The 18602-nt window shown below is 32.2% G+C and carries 18 protein-coding genes; 15 read left to right on the top strand and 3 right to left on the bottom strand.

Annotated features, from left to right (window positions below; translation table 11 throughout):
- From PLA12_10930 to PLA12_10875, 12 genes are all read left to right on the top strand, one after another.
- Nucleotides 1-619, top strand: a 619-nt coding sequence (locus tag PLA12_10930) for a DUF1926 domain-containing protein (GenBank protein HOQ33012.1), incomplete at its 5' end; no start/stop codon positions are given.
- A gap of 6 nt (nucleotides 620-625) precedes the next feature.
- Entirely contained in the window at nucleotides 626-904 is a 279-nt protein-coding gene (locus tag PLA12_10925) for an HPr family phosphocarrier protein (GenBank protein ID HOQ33011.1), read from the top strand.
- The gene (ptsP, locus tag PLA12_10920; GenBank protein ID HOQ33010.1) at nucleotides 905-2656 is read left to right on the top strand and encodes a phosphoenolpyruvate--protein phosphotransferase; all 1752 of its coding nucleotides are present in this window, start codon (nucleotides 905-907) and stop codon (nucleotides 2654-2656) included.
- A gap of 12 nt (nucleotides 2657-2668) precedes the next feature.
- Nucleotides 2669-3844: a 1-deoxy-D-xylulose-5-phosphate reductoisomerase gene (locus PLA12_10915; GenBank protein ID HOQ33009.1), complete on the top strand. Its 1176-nt coding sequence runs from the start codon at nucleotides 2669-2671 to the stop codon at nucleotides 3842-3844.
- A 15-nt stretch (nucleotides 3845-3859) separates the two neighbouring features.
- Nucleotides 3860-5557, top strand: a complete 1698-nt coding sequence (rseP, locus tag PLA12_10910) for an RIP metalloprotease RseP (protein HOQ33008.1) — start codon at nucleotides 3860-3862, stop codon at nucleotides 5555-5557.
- Between the two features lie 37 nt (nucleotides 5558-5594).
- Nucleotides 5595-6905 carry an aspartate kinase gene (locus PLA12_10905; GenBank protein HOQ33007.1) on the top strand — a complete coding sequence of 437 codons (1311 nt, stop codon included), beginning with the start codon at nucleotides 5595-5597 and terminating at the stop codon, nucleotides 6903-6905.
- A gap of 58 nt (nucleotides 6906-6963) precedes the next feature.
- A complete protein-coding gene (gene pyk / locus PLA12_10900; protein HOQ33006.1) occupies nucleotides 6964-8418 on the top strand; it encodes a pyruvate kinase in 1455 nt (484 codons plus the stop codon).
- A gap of 9 nt (nucleotides 8419-8427) precedes the next feature.
- On the top strand, nucleotides 8428-9171 hold the full coding sequence (locus PLA12_10895; GenBank protein ID HOQ33005.1) for a class I SAM-dependent methyltransferase: 744 nt from the start codon (nucleotides 8428-8430) through the stop codon (nucleotides 9169-9171).
- The gene (gene bshC, locus PLA12_10890) at nucleotides 9164-10678 is read left to right on the top strand and encodes a bacillithiol biosynthesis cysteine-adding enzyme BshC (GenBank protein HOQ33004.1); all 1515 of its coding nucleotides are present in this window, start codon (nucleotides 9164-9166) and stop codon (nucleotides 10676-10678) included. Before PLA12_10895 ends, bshC begins: the two co-directional genes overlap by 8 nt.
- Entirely contained in the window at nucleotides 10675-11382 is a 708-nt protein-coding gene (gene bshB1 / locus PLA12_10885) for a bacillithiol biosynthesis deacetylase BshB1 (protein HOQ33003.1), read from the top strand. The genes bshC and bshB1 overlap by 4 nt, the downstream gene beginning before the upstream one ends.
- Nucleotide 11383: 1 nt before the next feature.
- Nucleotides 11384-12532 (top strand): N-acetyl-alpha-D-glucosaminyl L-malate synthase BshA, encoded by a 1149-nt coding sequence (bshA, locus tag PLA12_10880; GenBank protein HOQ33002.1) that lies wholly within the window; start codon nucleotides 11384-11386, stop codon nucleotides 12530-12532.
- A 4-nt stretch (nucleotides 12533-12536) separates the two neighbouring features.
- On the top strand, nucleotides 12537-13448 hold the full coding sequence (locus PLA12_10875; protein ID HOQ33001.1) for an NYN domain-containing protein: 912 nt from the start codon (nucleotides 12537-12539) through the stop codon (nucleotides 13446-13448).
- A 3-nt stretch (nucleotides 13449-13451) separates the two neighbouring features.
- Here PLA12_10875 and PLA12_10870 read toward each other — a convergent pair whose 3' ends face one another.
- Nucleotides 13452-14516 (bottom strand): metallophosphoesterase, encoded by a 1065-nt coding sequence (locus tag PLA12_10870; GenBank protein ID HOQ33000.1) that lies wholly within the window; start codon nucleotides 14514-14516, stop codon nucleotides 13452-13454.
- A 71-nt stretch (nucleotides 14517-14587) separates the two neighbouring features.
- Here PLA12_10870 and PLA12_10865 point away from each other — a divergent pair, with 71 nt between their 5' ends.
- The gene (locus PLA12_10865) at nucleotides 14588-15430 is read left to right on the top strand and encodes an alpha/beta hydrolase (GenBank protein HOQ32999.1); all 843 of its coding nucleotides are present in this window, start codon (nucleotides 14588-14590) and stop codon (nucleotides 15428-15430) included.
- Between the two features lie 83 nt (nucleotides 15431-15513).
- Nucleotides 15514-16080 (top strand): acyloxyacyl hydrolase, encoded by a 567-nt coding sequence (locus PLA12_10860; protein HOQ32998.1) that lies wholly within the window; start codon nucleotides 15514-15516, stop codon nucleotides 16078-16080.
- Here the strand turns inward: PLA12_10860 and PLA12_10855 are convergent, their stop codons facing one another.
- Nucleotides 16081-16455 (bottom strand): hypothetical protein, encoded by a 375-nt coding sequence (locus PLA12_10855; GenBank protein ID HOQ32997.1) that lies wholly within the window; start codon nucleotides 16453-16455, stop codon nucleotides 16081-16083.
- 123 nt (nucleotides 16456-16578) lie between these two features.
- Between PLA12_10855 and PLA12_10850 the strand changes: the two genes are divergently transcribed.
- Nucleotides 16579-17307 carry a hypothetical protein gene (locus PLA12_10850; protein ID HOQ32996.1) on the top strand — a complete coding sequence of 243 codons (729 nt, stop codon included), beginning with the start codon at nucleotides 16579-16581 and terminating at the stop codon, nucleotides 17305-17307.
- Nucleotides 17308-17330: 23 nt separating this feature from the next.
- On the opposite strand, the gene PLA12_10845 is transcribed toward PLA12_10850, so the two are convergent.
- Entirely contained in the window at nucleotides 17331-18494 is a 1164-nt protein-coding gene (locus tag PLA12_10845) for a methyltransferase domain-containing protein (GenBank protein ID HOQ32995.1), read from the bottom strand.
- Nucleotides 18495-18602 lie beyond the last annotated feature (108 nt).

Genomic DNA, 18602 nt, shown 5'->3' with positions numbered 1-18602 from the left:
GAGGGACCATTTTTTGCCTTTAAATATATCTATTGAAGATTTGAGAAAAAACAATTATGTTGATTGGTGGTCATTATGTAAAGATAATTATGAGCATCAATGTAATGGTTCAAAGATTTCCTTTACAGGTAAAGGAATTGTTTCTATAAGTGATTTGAAATGGAATGTTGATGTTATAAAAGTATTTGCTCTTTCTTCCTCCAAAAATGAAAAAGAGGTTTCATTTGAGGTAAAATATAGCATTATTAATAATTCTACGGGAGAATTTGAAGGATATTTTGGGTCAGAGTGGTGTTTTAATCTCCTAACAGGTTCCGCTGATGACCGTTTTCTTTATTCCAGAGATAAAATTCTCTCTGTGCGTAAGTTGGGGGATATAGGAGATGAAATAGGGTTAAGCCATATATCTATTAGAGATGAATGGCAAGGTTTGGAAATAGAGTTTCTTTTTGATAAAGAAGCAAGGATTTTTAATTTTCCGATAGAAACCGTAAGTCAATCGGAAAATGGTCAGGAAAGAGTATATCAAGGAAATGTATTAATTCCTTGTTGGAAAAATGTATATTACCCAGGTTCTAATGTTGAAATAAATATAAAGGTAAATATTAAATCGTTATAATCTGATATGAATAACAATCGAACAGAGAAAATAATTAAAGTCGTTAATTCTTTAGGTGTTCATGCACGCCCTGCGGCTATGATTGTGCGTGCTATGCAGAAATATGATGCCCATATTTATCTTGTTTATAATGGAAATCGTCGAAACGCCAAAAGTGTCCTGCAAATATTAAGTTTAGGCGCCCCAAAAGATGCAGAAATTATAGCCATTGCAGAAGGGAAAGATGCACAGCCCGCCTTAAAAGAATTGGAAGAGATATTTGAAAGTGGGTTCGGAGAAGAATAAATGGAAAAGGTTTATCATGGAATACCTGTATCACCCGGAATTGTTTGGGGCGAAGCACTTGTATATGACCCCGGAACTATAAATGTCCCCCGCTTTAAGATAAAAAATCCCAGAGATGAATATAAGAGAGTTCAATCTGCTATAGACATAACCAAAAAGGAATTAACACTCCTATACCAGAAAACACTTGAGAATTTTGGTAAGAAACAAGCAGGTATTTTCGATGCACATTTAATGCTTCTTGAAGACGAGACAATATTGGTTGAATTGAAAAGGCGAATTCACGAGGAGTTGCTGAATGCAGAATCTGTTTTGTATGACATCGCCCAAAAATACTCGAAAGATATAAAATCTACGGGTAACTCGTTTATTGAGGAACGGACTGCAGATGTTATTGATGTTATTGACCGTATTATTCGAAATCTTTTAGAGCAGAAACGGCCTGACCTTGATAACATAAAAAAGCCCTGCATTCTTTTATCTGTGGATTTACCTCCCTCAGAAACCGCTCGTTTACATCCTGAAAAAATTCGTGCTATAGTTCTTGAAAGAGGTAGCACTACTTCCCATGTAGCCATATTAGCAAGGTCAATGAAAATACCTACTATTGTTGGAGTAAGCAATCTATTTAATAGTTATACTGCTGTTATAAAAGGGGCAGCCGTTGATGCTATTTCAGGGATACTATATATTAATCCTACCTCGGATACTATTCTTAAATTGCGACAGAAAAAAATCCAATTATCCAGACGATTTTTACAATATGAAAAAAGGATAATATCTCATCCTTCCCAAACAGAAGACGGTAGAAGAATATCTGTTCTTGCCAATATTGAACTTCCAAACGAAGTAGATGATAATGTAAAACATTTATCAGCAGGTATAGGATTATATAGGACAGAGTATTTATTCTTGAATAAAACAGAACCACCTACAGAAGAAGAACAATATAAAGAATATTTATATGTTGCTAAAACATTAAATCCTTTACCTGTTATATTAAGAACTATTGATATCGGAGGCGATAAATTAGCAAGTTATACAAATTTCATTAAGGAACAAAACCCGCAGTTAGGATGTAGAGCAGTTCGTTTTTGTCTTGCTCATAAAGATTTTTTCAAAATACAACTTCGAGCTATGTTGCGTGCCGCAGCGAATGGAAACATAAAGATTATGTTTCCCATGATAAGTAGTATTGAAGAACTTCGTGATGTTAAAAAAATCTTACAAGAGGTAAAAGATGAACTGACATCAGAACAAATCCCTTTTAATAAAGAACCTGAAATTGGGATTATGATAGAAATTCCTGCAGCTGTTTTAATTGCAGATGAATTAGCCAAAGAATGTAACTTCTTTAGTATTGGAACAAATGACTTGATACAATATTCATTGGCTGTTGATAGGAACAACGAAAACATTGCTCATCTTTATGACCCTGCACATCCATCTATACTTCGTATGTTAAAAATGACCGTTTCATCTGCTATAAAAGCCAATATAGCTTGCAGCATTTGTGGAGAAATGGCAAGCGACCCATTGTTTACAGAGTTACTCATTGGTTTAGGCTTAAATAGTTTAAGTATGTCAAGTGTATCCATTCCGCAAATTAGGGCATTAATAACTAAAATTACATATACAGAAGCGACAGAGTTTTCTGAAAAGATATTGAAATGTTCTTCTTCCAAAGAGGTTCGAAGCATACTTAAAGAAAGAATTAATACAAAATTTAAAAATATCATTTCTATAGTTTAATATATTTTATTTATGCAATCGCATCCAATAAAACAAAAAAAAATAACTATATTAGGTTCTACGGGTTCTATTGGTCGTAGTGCATTAGAGGTTATCCGTTCTTTTCCGGAATACTTTCAGGTTGTAGGGCTATCTGCATATTCTAATATTGATTTGTTAAAGAAACATATAAGAGAGTTTAAACCGCAATTTATATCTGTATTTGATACAAAGCACATTCACGAACTTCAACATGAATTTAATAATATAACGATATATTCGGGATTAGAAGGATTAAAACAAATTTCCTCTATTAAAGTGGATATTGTTTTATGTGCTATTGTAGGGGCTGTGGGTTTAGAACCGTTATTAACAGCCATAGAAAGTAAAAATGATCTTGCTCTTGCCAATAAAGAACCTTTAGTAATGGCAGGACATTTAATAACTCAGAAAGCAAATAGTTATTCTGTAAAACTCATTCCGGTAGATAGCGAACATAGTGCCATATTCCAATGTCTGATAGGACAGGATATAAATACAATTGAAAAGATTTATTTAACGGCATCGGGAGGACCTTTTTACAATAAGTCTGTGAAGGAACTTGAGGAAGTAACCCCGCAGGAAGCGATAAAACATCCTACTTGGAATATGGGTAAAAAAATTAGCGTTGATTCTGCTACATTAATGAATAAGGGTTTGGAAATTATTGAAGCCATGTGGTTGTTTGGATTGGGAGAAGATAAAATTGATGTTGTAATACATCCACAAAGTATTATTCATGGACTTGTAGAATTTTCAGATGGTAATATGCTTGCACATCTGGGACCTACGGATATGAAATTACCCATTTTATTTTCATTTACATATCCAGAAAGGGCATTAAAGCCGTTAAAAAGAATCAATATTAAGGAATTGTCTAACTTGAGTTTCGATTACCCAGATGAAAGAAAATTCCCTTGTTTAAAATTAGCAAGAGCTGTTGCCCAAAAAGGAGGCTTGCAACCTACTATATTAAATGCATCTAATGAAGTAGCGGTTCAGGCTTTTTGTGAAGGGAAAATTCGTTTTACTGATATATATCGGATTGTTGCAAAAACACTTGAAGAAAATTCATATACGAACTTTAATGATTATAATTTAGAGACAATATTAAGCATTGACCAAGAAGTAAGAAAAAAATCTAATGAAATAATTAAAAATTTAACATAAAGATAGGATAATGTAATGCTATTCAGTATATTTGTATTTATCATTGTATTAAGTATTTTAATCTTCGTCCACGAATTAGGCCATTTTGTATCCGCCAAACTTTGCAATATTTATGTAGACCAGTTCAGTATTGGCATGCCTCCACGATTATTCGGTATTAAGATAGGAGAAACAGATTATTGTGTTGGAGCTTTGCCTATAGGTGGGTATGTAAAAATGGCAGGGCAGGAAGATGTCCCTTTAGATGAAAAAGAAAGAGAAGAGACTTATGGACATGTCCCACAAGAACGCTGGTTTAAGTTCCGTCCTCTTTGGCAAAGATATATTGTTATTATTAGTGGACCTTTCATGAATTTTGTTCTTGCTATTATTATTTATATCATCCTTATTTCTAAAGGAACTTTAATGCCTGAAATGGAAGTTAATTCAAAAATAGGGAAGGTTGAGGAAAATAGTCCTGCATCTCATGCCCCACTTTTTATATATGATGAAACAAAAAATGACAGAAAAGACTATACAGAAAATCCCGATGAAATAGGTTGGAAAACAGGAGACCGTATCTTATCTATTAATGGAAATACCGTAAGAAAATTTAGTGATTTGTTTGTTAATGCTACATTAGGTGGTTCTTCGGAAGAACATAAAGTAGTTATTGAAAGGGAATATTCGGATGGGACAATAAAAAAATATATTTCTTTTATAAAACCGGAGATTATTGAAGGGAGTGAACTTCCTCGTTATGGCGTAGGTCCTTTTTATTCTGCTTTATTAAAAGAAATTATCAAAGGTATGCCTGCAGAAAAGGCTGGATTGAAAGAAGGAGACATAATATTTTCTGCAAATGGAATTCCTGTTGACCGAACAACTTTTGTAGAATTAACAGAAAAAGCCCCACCCAATCATCCTATTTCCCTTGTGATTATAAGGAATGGAGAAAAACAAAATTTACAGGTTGTTCCCGCCACAGTTGGGAGATTACGCGGAATTAGTTTGGTAGAAGCATCGAATTCCAAAGAAGATAAAAAAGGGTTAATTGTTGTAGATATAGAATCGGAAATTCAAAAAAAGACTGGTTTGCGAAGAAAAGATGTTATCAGAAGGATTAATGGAGAATATTTTACCATTGAAAAACTTCATCAATTTGAAAGAGAACATGCAGGAGAAACTATTGAATTAGATGTATATCGTCCACCGGTTTTATTCGGGCTTCTTGAAAAATCCTCCACATTAAATTTAAAGGTTACATTAGACCCTGTGCAAGCGATAGGAGTAGCCTTAGGAGAAAAATTAGTAAAGGTAAACTATCCTGTTTCGCAATGGATACCCGAAGCATTTAAGAGAGGTTATGACGATTTAAGACAGACAATACTTGTTTTAAAGGGTTTAATTGTAGGTAGGGTTAGTCCTAAAGTTTTGGGTGGACCCATAATGATTTTTGATGCTACATCAAAAGCGGCGAATATGGGGATAGATTGGTTGTTAGGTTTAATGGCTCTGGTAAGTGTAAATCTTGCTGTTGTGAATCTACTACCTATACCAATACTTGACGGTAGTCTTGTTTTTATATTGACTATTGAATCTTTAATGAAAAGGCCGCTTAGTCCTAAAATACAAGAACGAATTCAACAAATGGGATTTGTTATAATTATATTACTTCTGCTGTTGGTGAGTTGGAACGATTTAAGACGAATTTTTAGTGATATAATTCCCTAATTGTAATAATAACTAACAAAAACAAAAAGGAATTACTATGGGTGCAATTACATGTAAATTTGGTGGAACATCACTTGCAGATGCAAATTGTATAAAAAAAGTGAAAGAAATAATACTTTCATCAAATAATCGTAGATATATTGTTCCTTCTGCTCCCGGGAAAAGAAACCCTAATGACAAAAAGATTACAGACCTCTTATATCTATGGTATAAAATTGCCCATGAAGGTTTGGATGCATCCGAACCTGAAAAGATTATTAGAGAACGGTTTAATACAATTGTATCGGAACTTTCTTTAAACATTGATATAAATAAAGAAATAGATGAGATAGCCCGAAATGCAGGTATCTTTGATACACCTGATTATATGGCCTCAAGAGGAGAATATCTAAACGGAAAAATTATTGCGGAATATTTGGGTGCAACATTTGTAGAACCTGCAAAATCTATTTTCTTTACCGAATCGGGTTTTTTGGATACAAAAACATACGATATTCTGGGTGAACAATTGCAAGGGTCGGGGCTTTTTGTCGTTCCTGGCTTCTACGGTTCAATGCCTGATGGTAGTATAAAGACATTTCCAAGAGGGGGTAGTGATATTACAGGTGCTATTGTTGCCCGAGCAAGTAAGTCTATTCTATATGAAAATTGGACGGATGTTAATGGTTTCCGTATGGCTGACCCTAAAATTGTTCCTAATGCAAAAAGAATAGAGGAAATAACCTATCAGGAATTAAGGGAACTATCCTATATGGGTGCAACGGTTTTACATGATAAATCTATATTTCCTGTTCTTGAAACAGGCACACCCATACATATTAAAAATACACATGAACCTGATAATCCAGGCACGATGATTGTTAAAAGCAGACTACCCAAAGGTCCTGTGTGTGGAATTGCTGGTTTGGGCGGGTTTAGTATGATTAATATTGAAAAGACCTTTATGAATAAAGAAAGAGGTTTTGGTTTGAAAGTTTTATCAGTCCTTGATGAGTTTGATGTTCGTTGGGAACATATGCCAACAGGTATTGACACAATGTCTGTAATTATCCGTAATAATGAATTGGGAAACAAGGGGCAATTAATCGTAGATGCAATTAAGAAAAGATGTAATACGGATGATGTTAGTATTACAAAGGGTCTTGCAATGATTGCTACTGTGGGTTTGGGCATGAACCATCATATTGGAGTTGCTGCAAGATTATGTTCTGCACTTGCACAAGCACAGGTGAATATCCGTGTTATTGACCAGGGTTCTTCTGAAATGAATATCTTAATCGGTGTAGATGAATCTGATTTGAATAAATCCATCCAAGCTATTTACAACGCATTTGAAGACTGGTCATAGTGAGACCATAAATATTTTAACCTTTCTTTAATTAAATCTATAAAATAAAGGATTTTTTATGCGTGGAACTAAAATTGTTTGCACGATGGGTCCAGCTACAAATGATGAAACTATCATTAAAGCCCTTATCAATGCGGGGATGGATGTAGCAAGACTAAATCTTTCTCATGGGACACATGACTATCATAAGGAAATGTATAAAAAAATTCGTTCTGTCTGTAAAGAATTAGGAAAAGATATCGCCATTTTATTTGATTTGCAAGGGCCTAAAATTCGAACAGGGTTGTTGGAAAATCATAAACCTATCGAATTAATTCGTGGTGAGCATATAATTATTACATCAGAACAGGTTATAGGGAATAATAAAATTATCTCTACGGACTATTCCCATTTACCGGAAGAGGTAAAACCAGGGAATAGAATACTTTTAGCCGATGGAACTTTGGAACTTAAAGTAATTAATTCTCATCCTCCGGAAGTTGAATGTGAAATTATAAGAGGGGGTATTTTGGGTGAAAGAAAAGGAATGAATTTACCTGAAATTCCCATTAAACTTCCATCATTAACGGAGAAGGATTGGGACGACCTTGATTTTGGAATTAGTTTAGGTGCTGATTATTTTGCTTTATCTTTTGTTCGAACACCCGAAGATGTTATTCAAGTAAAAAAGAGATTACAGGATAAAAATTGCACTGCTAAAGTTATTGCAAAAATAGAACGACCTGAAGCATTACAATGTATTGACCGTATTATAGAGGTATCGGATGCTTTGTTAATTGCTCGAGGAGACCTTGCAGTGGAGACAACATTAGAGGAAGTCCCCATGGTTCAAAAAAGAATTATACGCAAATGTAATATTGCTGGAATTCCTGTTATTACAGCGACACAAATGCTTGAATCAATGACAGAACATCCTATACCCACTCGTGCTGAAATGTCGGATGTGGCTAATGCAGTTCTTGATGGAACCGATGCCGTTATGTTGTCTGCAGAAACAGCAACGGGTAAAAATCCCATATCGACTGTTGAAGTTATGGATAAAATTATCCGTTGTGTAGAGAAAGACCAGAGTTATTTTGAGTGTCCTTTAGATGAGATGTGTAAATCGACATCTTTGAAACAAGATAATAAAAAATTTCACAGCAAGATTGAAGACACTGCTATAGCATCCGGTAAAGCAGTAAAACAATTGGTGATGACACTGAATACAAAGGCTATTGCCTGTTTTACCTATTCAGGTTATTCCGCTATGGCTATTTCCAATTCCCGCCCTAAAGTTCCTATATATGCGTTAACTCCTAATGATAATGTAGCGAGACAATGTTCCCTTTTCTGGGGTGTTCAGGCTATAAAACTTCCTGAAGTCCAATCTATTGAGGATATGCTTCTTGCTGTAGAAAAAACTCTAATAACGAAAAAATTGGTGAAACGAGGTGATATGGTAATAATTGTCGCAGGTTATCCTTTATCTGTGGCTTGCCCAACAAACCTTATTAAAGTGCATGTTATTTAATATACCTTTATGAATAATCAAGAATGGTATACAAATGCCTTTGAGGAATGGTACCCTATTGTTTATCAACATAGAGATGAAAAAGAAGCCCAGCAACAAGTAGAGTTTGTTCTTTCCAAATTAAACTTTCAGTATAATCAAAAAATATTAGACTTATGTTGTGGTTATGGTAGGCATTTATTTTTTTTGTATCCCAAAGTATCCTTTTTAGTAGGATTTGATTTATCCTTATACCTATTAAAAAAAGCACAGAATTTTTTACCCATTAAAATATCACTTGTTAGAGGGGATGTCCGATATTTGCCTTTTTCTGAAGAAAGTTTCGATATAGTTTTGAATTTTTTTACAAGTTTTGGATATTTTGATGAAGATAAAGAGAATATTCGGCAAATAGAACAGGTTTCTTTTGTTCTGAAAAATAAAGGGACATTTTTTTTCGATTATCTAAATCCCGCACAGGTTGAAAAAATAACAAATATGGAAACAGAAAAGATATATCAATCCTATATAATAAAAGAAAAGCGTTATTATAATAAAAACAAAAATGAACTTAAAAAAGAAGTGTTCATTTATTTAAATACTCAATTGATAAAATCATATATAGAAAAGGTTAAGGTATATAGTCTTGATGAGATATCCAGCATATTTTCATCACAAAGTTTATCTATCCAAAAGATATATGGCGATTATAATGGAGAACCGTATACAGAAGAAAGTCCAAGACTTATAATTATTGGGGAAAAGAATGAATAATCTGTTTCGTGATTTTTTATTATCAAAAAATGAGTTAAGACCATTTTTCCCTTGGTTACCTGCTGATGGAATAGAAAAAATTCATGAGTTCATTAATAGTTATATCTCAATAGAAAAAAGCAACAACTTATCTCCTGTAATTATTACAGGACAACAGCCGGCTATTTTCACTGGACCTTTATATACTATTTATAAGATAGTTACTTCTATAAAATTATCTTTATCGTTATATAACAAATATGGGAAGAAAATAAAGCCCGTTTTTTGGGTTCATTCATGGGACCATGACTGGGAGGAAGTATGTTCTACGAATTTTTTAACTTATAATTATGAAATATTTCCTTTTAAGTTTAACCCCGATAATTCTGAGAAGGGAAAACCTTTATATAAATTAAAATTGGATAAAAATTATTTTCAAAAACAAATACCTGAAATTTTCAGGCATGTTAAAGGGTCAGAGTTTATTTATCAATGGCAAGATTTTCTTTTAAATTCATTATCTTCATGCGATACTCTTTCGGATTGGACTGTAAGTATTCTTAAACAAATATTTAAAGAAGAAAACCTTTGTTGGTTTGAACCTCACAAAACAAAAGATTTCAAGATATTACAGGAACTTATCGAAATATCTATTGATAATCATTCCTTATTATTTGATAATTTTAAGAAAGCAACAAATCTTTTAAAAGAAATGGGATACAAACCTCAGGTGCATAAGCTCCCTGATAATGCCTTCTTTTTTCTTGAAGAAAATGATTATAGAAGTAAAATTACATTCCAGAATGGTATTTTTTATTCTGAAATATCTAAAAAGGAATATACAGCTTCTGAGATAAAACATATATTACATTATGAACCAGAACGATTTTCTCCCAATCTTTTACTAAGATGTATTTATCAACAAATGATTTTTCCCTGTGTTGTGTATATAGGTGGACCTGCTGAAGTTGCATACTGGGCTCAATTGAAAGATTTGTTTAAATTCTTTAAATTGCCAATGCCTATTGTATATCCTCGTAGCAGGTTTATATTGTTGCCTATAAAAATAAAAAAGTGGCTTTCTGAGCTAAATATAGACATACATAATTTACCTCAAACCTACGATAAAATAAAGGGAAGGAATTATTACTTTATACCTGACAGTCAAAATGAAGAAATAGAACAAGCGAAAAATAAGTTTATAAATAATGCAAGTTTATTTTTTGATGATTTATCTGCAATATTTAACGACAATTCTTTAGATAATTATCATAAAATATATCTATCAAAAATAGAAATCGAGGCACAAAAATTGATTGAAAATTTTATCAAATCCCAGAGAAATAAAAATGAAATATTTCAAAAACATCTTTATTATATATTGAACACAATTTTCCCGAATGGTCTGGAACAGGAACGATTTTTTTCTCCTTTTTCTTTTATACCTGAATACAATTATGACTTTACAAAAATGATAATGAATAAAATAGATATTACAAATTTTGATATAGGTATCGTGGAGTTATGAATGAATTAGACATTTTAGCATTTGGTGCTCACCCTGATGATGTTGAATTGGGAATTGCTGGAATTTTATCAAAATGTGTTCGGAAAGGTTTGAAAGTAGGTATTGTTGACTTAACACAAGGAGAAATGGGGTCGCGGGGAACTGTTGAAGAGAGGAAAAAAGAGGCAGAAGAAGCTGGAAAAATAATTGGGATATCTATTAGAGATAATTTATGCTTAAAAGATTCAAAGATTCAAAACACTCCGGAACAAAGACTGTCTGTAATTTATGCTATCAGGAAATATCGTCCTAAAATTATCTTTGCCACTATGAGAGAGGATAAACATCCTGACCATCACCATGCGCATTTTTTAATAAAAGAAGCCAATTATTTCTCTGGTTTGTTTAAAATACAAACAGAACATGAACCTTATCGTTGTCCGACATTACTATTTTATTACCCATATTACGAAGTAAAATCCCCTGATTTCATAATTGACATTTCAGAATATTATGATATAAAGATAGATGCCTTAAAGGCTCATCGTTCACAATTTTTTAATCCAGAATATAAGGGAAATCAAACTTTTATTTCTTCAGAAAGGTTCTGGAATAGTATTCGTGACCGATGTGCATATTGGGGTAGTAAAATTAATGTATCTTTTGCAGAAACAATTTATACTATAGAACCTATAAATTTATCATCACTTAAAATAATTATTTAATATGAAAATTAACAAAGAAAAATTAAAGATTGGTATTAGTTGTCATACTTCAACGGGTGGAAGTGGTATTGTAGCAACGGAACTGGGTTTAGCACTTGCTTCACGAGGACATGAGGTTCACTTTGTTGTAGACAATATTCCCTTTCGACTAAGGGATAATCTTGAGAATGTTTTCTGTCATATTGTAGAACCTGTAAATTATCCTGTTTTAAATCAACCTCCTTATTATCTGGCTATGGCGTCACGAATTGCCGAAGTTGTAGAAGAACATAACATTCAGTTATGGCATGCACATTACGCAATACCTCATGCAAGTATTGCCTTACTTGCAAAAGAAATGCTCCCCCAGGAATTAAAATTTTGTCTTATAACGACTCTTCATGGAACGGATATTACTATTGTAGGTGCAGACCCATCATTATACAGAATAACAAAATATGCAATGGAACATAGTTGTGCAATAACAGCAGTATCTAATTGGTTAAAACACGAAACAGAACGGGAATTTCATTTATCAAAACCTATTCATACTATCTATAACTTTATAGACCTATCGCGTTTTACTATAAAGAATAAGGCTCGTATTCCCTTTATTGAAAAAGATAAAAAAGTTATTATGCATATATCCAATTTTAGAGCTGTAAAAAGGGTTACGGATGTAATTCGTGTTTTCAAAAAAATTTCTGACAAGATGGATGCCCAATTAATCATGGTTGGAGAGGGACCTGAAAAAGTTTCCTCTGTTGGAGTTGCAAGACAATTAGGGATATTAAATAAGGTAAAATATATAGGAAATTATCACAATATTGAGGAGCTTTTACCTCATGCCGATCTGGTAATACAACCCAGTGAACATGAAAGTTTTGGAATGGTTGCATTAGAAGCCATGGCGTCGGGAGTTCCAGTTATTGCTACTAAAAGTGGTGGAATACAAGAATTAATCGTAGATGGAGAAACAGGCTTTTTATGTGAAGTAGGTGATATTGAAACTATGGCAGATTGGGCAATTCAAGTGTTATTTGACAAGAAATTAAAGAAAGATATTGGTAAAAGAAGTATAGAAAGAGTAAGAAAATATTTTAGTGTTGATAAAATAATACCTCAATACGAGAGGTTATATATAAACACAATAAATAAAAACATAAAATAATATTATGGAAAACAAAAATATCAAAAAAATTGGCATTTTTTACGACGGTAATTTCTTTTTTCATGTAAGCACCTACTATAGATATGTTCATCCACCTCGAAAGAGAATGTCTATTGGTGGATTGCATGAATTTATTCGCAATAGAGTTGCAGAATTTGAAAATACGAATAGACGCTATGTACATATTGTAACCGCTCATTTCTTTAGGGGTAGATTATCGGCTAAAGATGCCGAACTTGAAGGAAGACTTTATTCAGAGCGTGTTTTCGAGGATATTTTAATGAGTGAAGGTATAGTTACGCACTATTTGCCTATTAAAACAAAAAGTGATAAGCGACATGAGACAGGTATTGATGTATGGTTTGCATTAGAAGCCTATGAATCTGTTATTCATAAAGAATTGGATATACTTGTCTTAATTACAGGAGATGCTGATTTTATTCCACTTGTAAAGAAAGCACAATCAGCAGGTGCAAAAGTTATGATTTTAGGATGGGATTTTAAATATACCGATGAAACCGGAATGGAACAATCTACATTAACATCAACAGAACTTTTAAATATCTCCACCTATCCTTTGAAAATGCACTTGTTAATTGAAGAAGGTTTGCAGAAAGATGACCCTGAAATATTAAGTCTATTTTTTGAATTAAAAGAAGAACCCCAAAACAATTATGTGAAGTCATATATTAAAGGGAAAATTCATTCTTTGAAAGAAGGATATGGATTTATTTCATCTCCTGATTTTCCCAATAATGTTTTTTTCCATTTCTCTGCGCTATCTAATCATAATTATCAGGATTTGTATATAGGTCAAGATGTAGAATTTCTTATTCGCGAAACAGAAAAAGGGATAGTAGCTCATCCTGTTATTGTCATTCATAATCCATATAACGGGGATAATTCAATAAAGTAGTTTCTACTCTTTCTCGAGTTCGTCTTGCCAGGGAAGTTCTTCTATTTTTTCTATTTGTGTCCCTTTTACAGGGTGCCATCTTTTATTGTTTGGTGTAATGGATACCCAATCATATTCACCAGTAGATGGATATAGAGAATAAAGTTTACCGCCTTTAGGAACGCTATCGGAGCCATATCCCCCTTTTCCTGTTGCGCGTCCATAGATTAAATCAACATCTTCAATAACGCCCGAATAATCATTTACATGGTCATGCCCACAAATACATGCTTTAAGTCCAGGAATTTTCTTTAGAAAAGCTAATGATTCACCCTGTTCTTTTTCATAACAGACATTTTCGAATTTTACGCCTGAGGCTATTTTATTTTCCCATATAGTATGGTATTGATAAATTGGAATATGACAAGCCATAAATGTCGGTATAAGTTCTGTATTTTTGGTGCACCATTGGTCAATCCATTGCCTTTGCTCGTTCATTAATCCGTATCTATTGCTATTCAAACATACAATCCTCCATAATTTTTGACTGGATTCGTTTTCAATTATCACATGGTAGTTTCCTTCGTTAATTCCACCTCGATACATAGAGTTTTTAGTTGTGGCTAAAATATCATGTCCTTTTGCATAGTCCGATAACATATCATGATTTCCCCATGTGTAAAGCCAAGGAATGTTTAAAGAAGCAATAAATTCTGCCGCTTGTTCTAAATACATCAAGCCTCTCCCAAAAGCATTTTCATTCCATACATCACCGGTAACTGCTAATAAATGGGGTTGTGTGAGGTCCAATAATTTTTTAATAATATCTCTTGTTGTTTCATCTACCTTTTTATCTCTACGATATGGATTAAAATGTATATCCGTTACTTGCAATAATTGTATAGATTTCGGATTTCCCGAAATCTTTAATGTATAAGAATCTTCCTTAACTGTTTCTGATTTTTGCATACCTACATTTATTTTTGGCTCTTCTTTTTTTGCCCATACCCTTTCTGCATTTAGAAGTGTAAATGTTCCAACTAACCCACTACCGATAAAAAATCTGCGTGTAATTTTGTTATTACTCATATAACTATCCTTCTTTTGTTTTAGTTTTTTATAATATAAAAAAATTTATTCACAATGAAAATTTTTATCTTATGAAACAATTTTTTTTACCCATTAATTCTTCTATAAGACTATCTATATATGACTTTGGTGGCAAAGGACTGCCTATAATTTTTTGCCATTTCACGGGTGGGCTGGGAAAATTGTGGCATAGCGTCATTACACCTTTAAGGGAAAAGTATCATTGCTTCGCTTTTGATGCCAGAGGTCATGGAGACTCATCGAAACCGTTAGAATTGGAATGGTATGATTGGAATGAACATCTATCTGATTTAATTGCTGTAATTAAATATATAAGAGAGTTGACAAATTCCGATTGTATATTTGGTGTTGGACATTCATTTGGTTCCGCATGTTTATCACAGGCTGTTGTTAAGACCCAAAAATACATTTTATGGAAAAGAATTGCTTTAATAGAACCTATTTTAGGTCCAGAAAATTTTGATTTTCGTAAAATGAAAATGTCAGAAATTGCCCGAAAAAGACGCGGATATTTTGAATCCGAAGAACAAATTGAAGCAATATTACGAAAAAAACAGCCCTATAAGAATTGGGATAATGAGGCTTGGAATATATATAAAAAACATGGATTTATAAATAGTAAGAGTTGTGAATATTATTTAAAATGTAGCCCAGAAATAGAATCATATCAATATTTGTATGGTAATCCTTCTGGATGGTTTGAACGATTAAAAAAAATAAATACACCCGTTCTTTTAATTTACGGTAAAAATAGTGAACTGTTGCCTTTAAGTAATTATCAATTAAAACAAATGAAGAACGCTTATTTATTGAAAATTCCAGAAGTTGGTCATTTTTTTCCTCAAGAAAAGCCTTCACGCCTTGCCGAAATATTAAAAAATTGGTTTTCTTAATCAAATAATTATTGACATAAGTATTAATTTTGTTATATTATTTACAAAATATTTATAAAAAAGAAACAAAGAAAGGTAATGCTATGCAAAAAATTATTTCTTTACAACTGATTTTTTTTATTACTTTAATCTTTATTTGTTCTTTTTCTCTGTATGTATTCTCCGATGAAACATGTGAGGCAAAGAACTGCAATTTAAAACTTAGATTAGAAATGGGTTCTTCTTTTAGAATAGCCCATGATAGTAATGATGCAGATGGTGTTTTAATTTCTTCCACTGTTGATATTGAGAAGGAACTTTCACCTCGAACAACCTTATCTTTAAGGCTTTTGCCCGTTTTTGGTTATATACAGGAAGGAAATATAGAAGACATAATAGGATTTGGAGCCGGTGGTGCTTTAAGAATTTATTTTAAGAAGAATCAGGAAAAAGGATTTTTTACGGAATTACATGAAGTTGTTTGTCTGAATGAAAATAAATTTGAAGGAAATGATTCCAATATTAATTTCTATTCAGCCATTGGTATTGGTTATCAATTTTGTCCTAATTGGGATATGTTATTACGATTTGGTCATATATCTAATGCAAATATAAAAGATGATAATGAAGGAACTAATCTTTTAGGTTTTGGGGTTGGATATACATTTTAATCAATCATAAGTATTCAGAGGTTGGAAATGAGTTATAAACTCATTTATCATATTTAAACTGTGGGTATAGGGAAATACTCCTGAGTAAATGATTTTCTTTTCGATATTTATTTTGTTTTTATCATTTTCTGTTAATACATAGATAGGCAATTCATAGGGTATGTGGGAAAAGTATCTTATTTCAAAGACTTCCTCATTTGATAATTTTAATGCTTCTTTATAATCCAACAATAAAATGTCATAATGATTATGGAATATATGTTCTTTAGCATAATCGATGTTATTTAAATGAGTAACTTCATGCCCTAATGCTTCTAATTCACTCACTATAGGCTCTGCTAAAATGCTATCGCTTATAATCAATATTTTCAACATACTTTAAATTTTCCTCTTACTTAAATTATACATCAGAAAATTAAAAATGTAACACTGTTGACAATTAATAAAACTTAAATATAAAATATATTTAACTAATTAATTGACATAAGGACTTTTAATATGAGAAGTAATGTAAAAAAAGTAATCTTTGTTGTTTTTGTAGTTCTATTTGTTCCTTTATACTTATATGGACAACAAGACAAACCAGAAAATAATTCCGATACTTCTCCTCCCCCCCAAGCATCAACAGAAAAAGATACTGGAGACCAAACTCCTTCTGAAAGTGAAGTTGTCCTCCCCGGGGATATTATTTATTTTAAGTCGGGAAAAAAAATGAGTGGCGTTCAGGTACTTCGTGAACTTCCAGATAAAATAGAAGTTCAAGTTAGCGAAAATTCTGAACTTTTATTGTTGCCAAGACGGTTAATAAAATCCATTGAATACGACAATATAGATCCCTTAAAAAATAAACTACAAAAAGATATTTTATCTTCACAAAAACCGGATGAAAATGTTATCCCGGGAGAGGAATTATCTCAGGAGTTTAATCAAAAAATGAGGGCACCACTTTCTGACACGGTTATATCTTATAAAGATGAAGGATTACTCAAAATTCTTGGAGAATTAACACAAAAAGCTGGGGTTACTCTCGAAATTGATGAGTCCATCCGAACTATACCACCTGAAGAGAGAAAAAAGAGTTTTGATATTCCTGCAGGAACATCGCTCTATAAATTTTTACAAACAGATTTCGCAACGGCATGTCCAAACATTCAAATTACATATAAATACGACAAGATATTTATTTCTTTAAAAAATCCCGCTGTGAACAATAATAACCCACAATAGAATATATTACCTGCGGGGTATTTTTATCTTTTTAATATTACTATGCTTTCGATATGTGGGGTATGTGGGAACATATCTACACCGATTAATTTTTCTATTGTCCATCCCTTTTGACTTAATTCTTTTATATCTCGACACATGTTTACAGTCTCACAAGAAATATATACGATTTTTTTTGATTTCGCTTCTTTTAAATAAGGAATTAATTTTTTTGCTCCTGTTCTTGGAGGGTCAAGTAAAACCGTGTCCCAATTTTCATTCATTAAATATTTACGCATCTCATTTTCATCGCCGACTTGATATTTAAATGTTGTAAATTCTTTCGCTCTTTTTATAGCAATAGGGTCTATATCTATTCCGACAACATATCTTTCCTTATCTAAATCTATTGTAAAGTTGCCACTACCACAATATAGATCTAATATTTTTTGGTCATTCTTTATAATCTTTTTGACCTCATTTTTTAATATTTTATTAAGTATAAGACTATTTTGTGAAAAGCATCCATTTACAATAGGGACATTCTCATAGAGGAAATAATCTTCAGAGTTATCCATTATTTTTATTTGATGATTATTGCTGTCATTAAACATATATTTGTTTATATACGGTGGATATAGCATATATTTATTTGTATCTGGATTTATTGTTATGCATATATCTTTATGTATATTATTTTGTGTTAATTTTCTTCTTATTGTTTCTATTTCCTTGTTCGTTATCACACATTGGGATACATCAACTATTTGTTTTGTATGAAACTTAAAAAATCCCAAATTTTTCCCATCTCCATGGTATATAACCCGTGTTCTATAATGATATTGATTATTTTCGTCATAGATTATTTCTACATTTACTTTTTTCCCTTTTAAACTTCTCTCAATATTTTCTTCTATCAATTGTTTTTTAAGTTCGATTTGTTTATGATAATCTAACATTCCCCACATACAGGCTCCGCAATTTCCCATTTGTGGACACAATTTTGCTTTTCTATATGGAGATTCTTTAATTATGCTTTTTATTTCTGCCCAAACTAAGTTCTTCTGTTTTTGAATTGGTGCTATCAAAACAACATCTCCGGGAAATGCAAAGGGAATGAGGTGAACCAAACCATCTATCTTTCCTAAACCATATCCCCCATTTACAACTTTTTCAATTTTTATCTCTAACAATTTATTTCCTGTCATTCTTTTTTCTCTTGCATTATTTTTTCATATTTTTTATGGGCATCTATGATTTTATAATGTAGTGTTAAAATTTCATTTTCTTTACAATTATTTATAGGATAAATGTAT

Source organism: Candidatus Hydrogenedens sp. (genome assembly GCA_035378955.1).
GTDB lineage: Bacteria > Hydrogenedentota > Hydrogenedentia > Hydrogenedentales > Hydrogenedentaceae > Hydrogenedens.
Note: the sequence above shows the minus strand (reverse complement) of the source record. Positions and strands in the feature narration are given on the sequence as shown.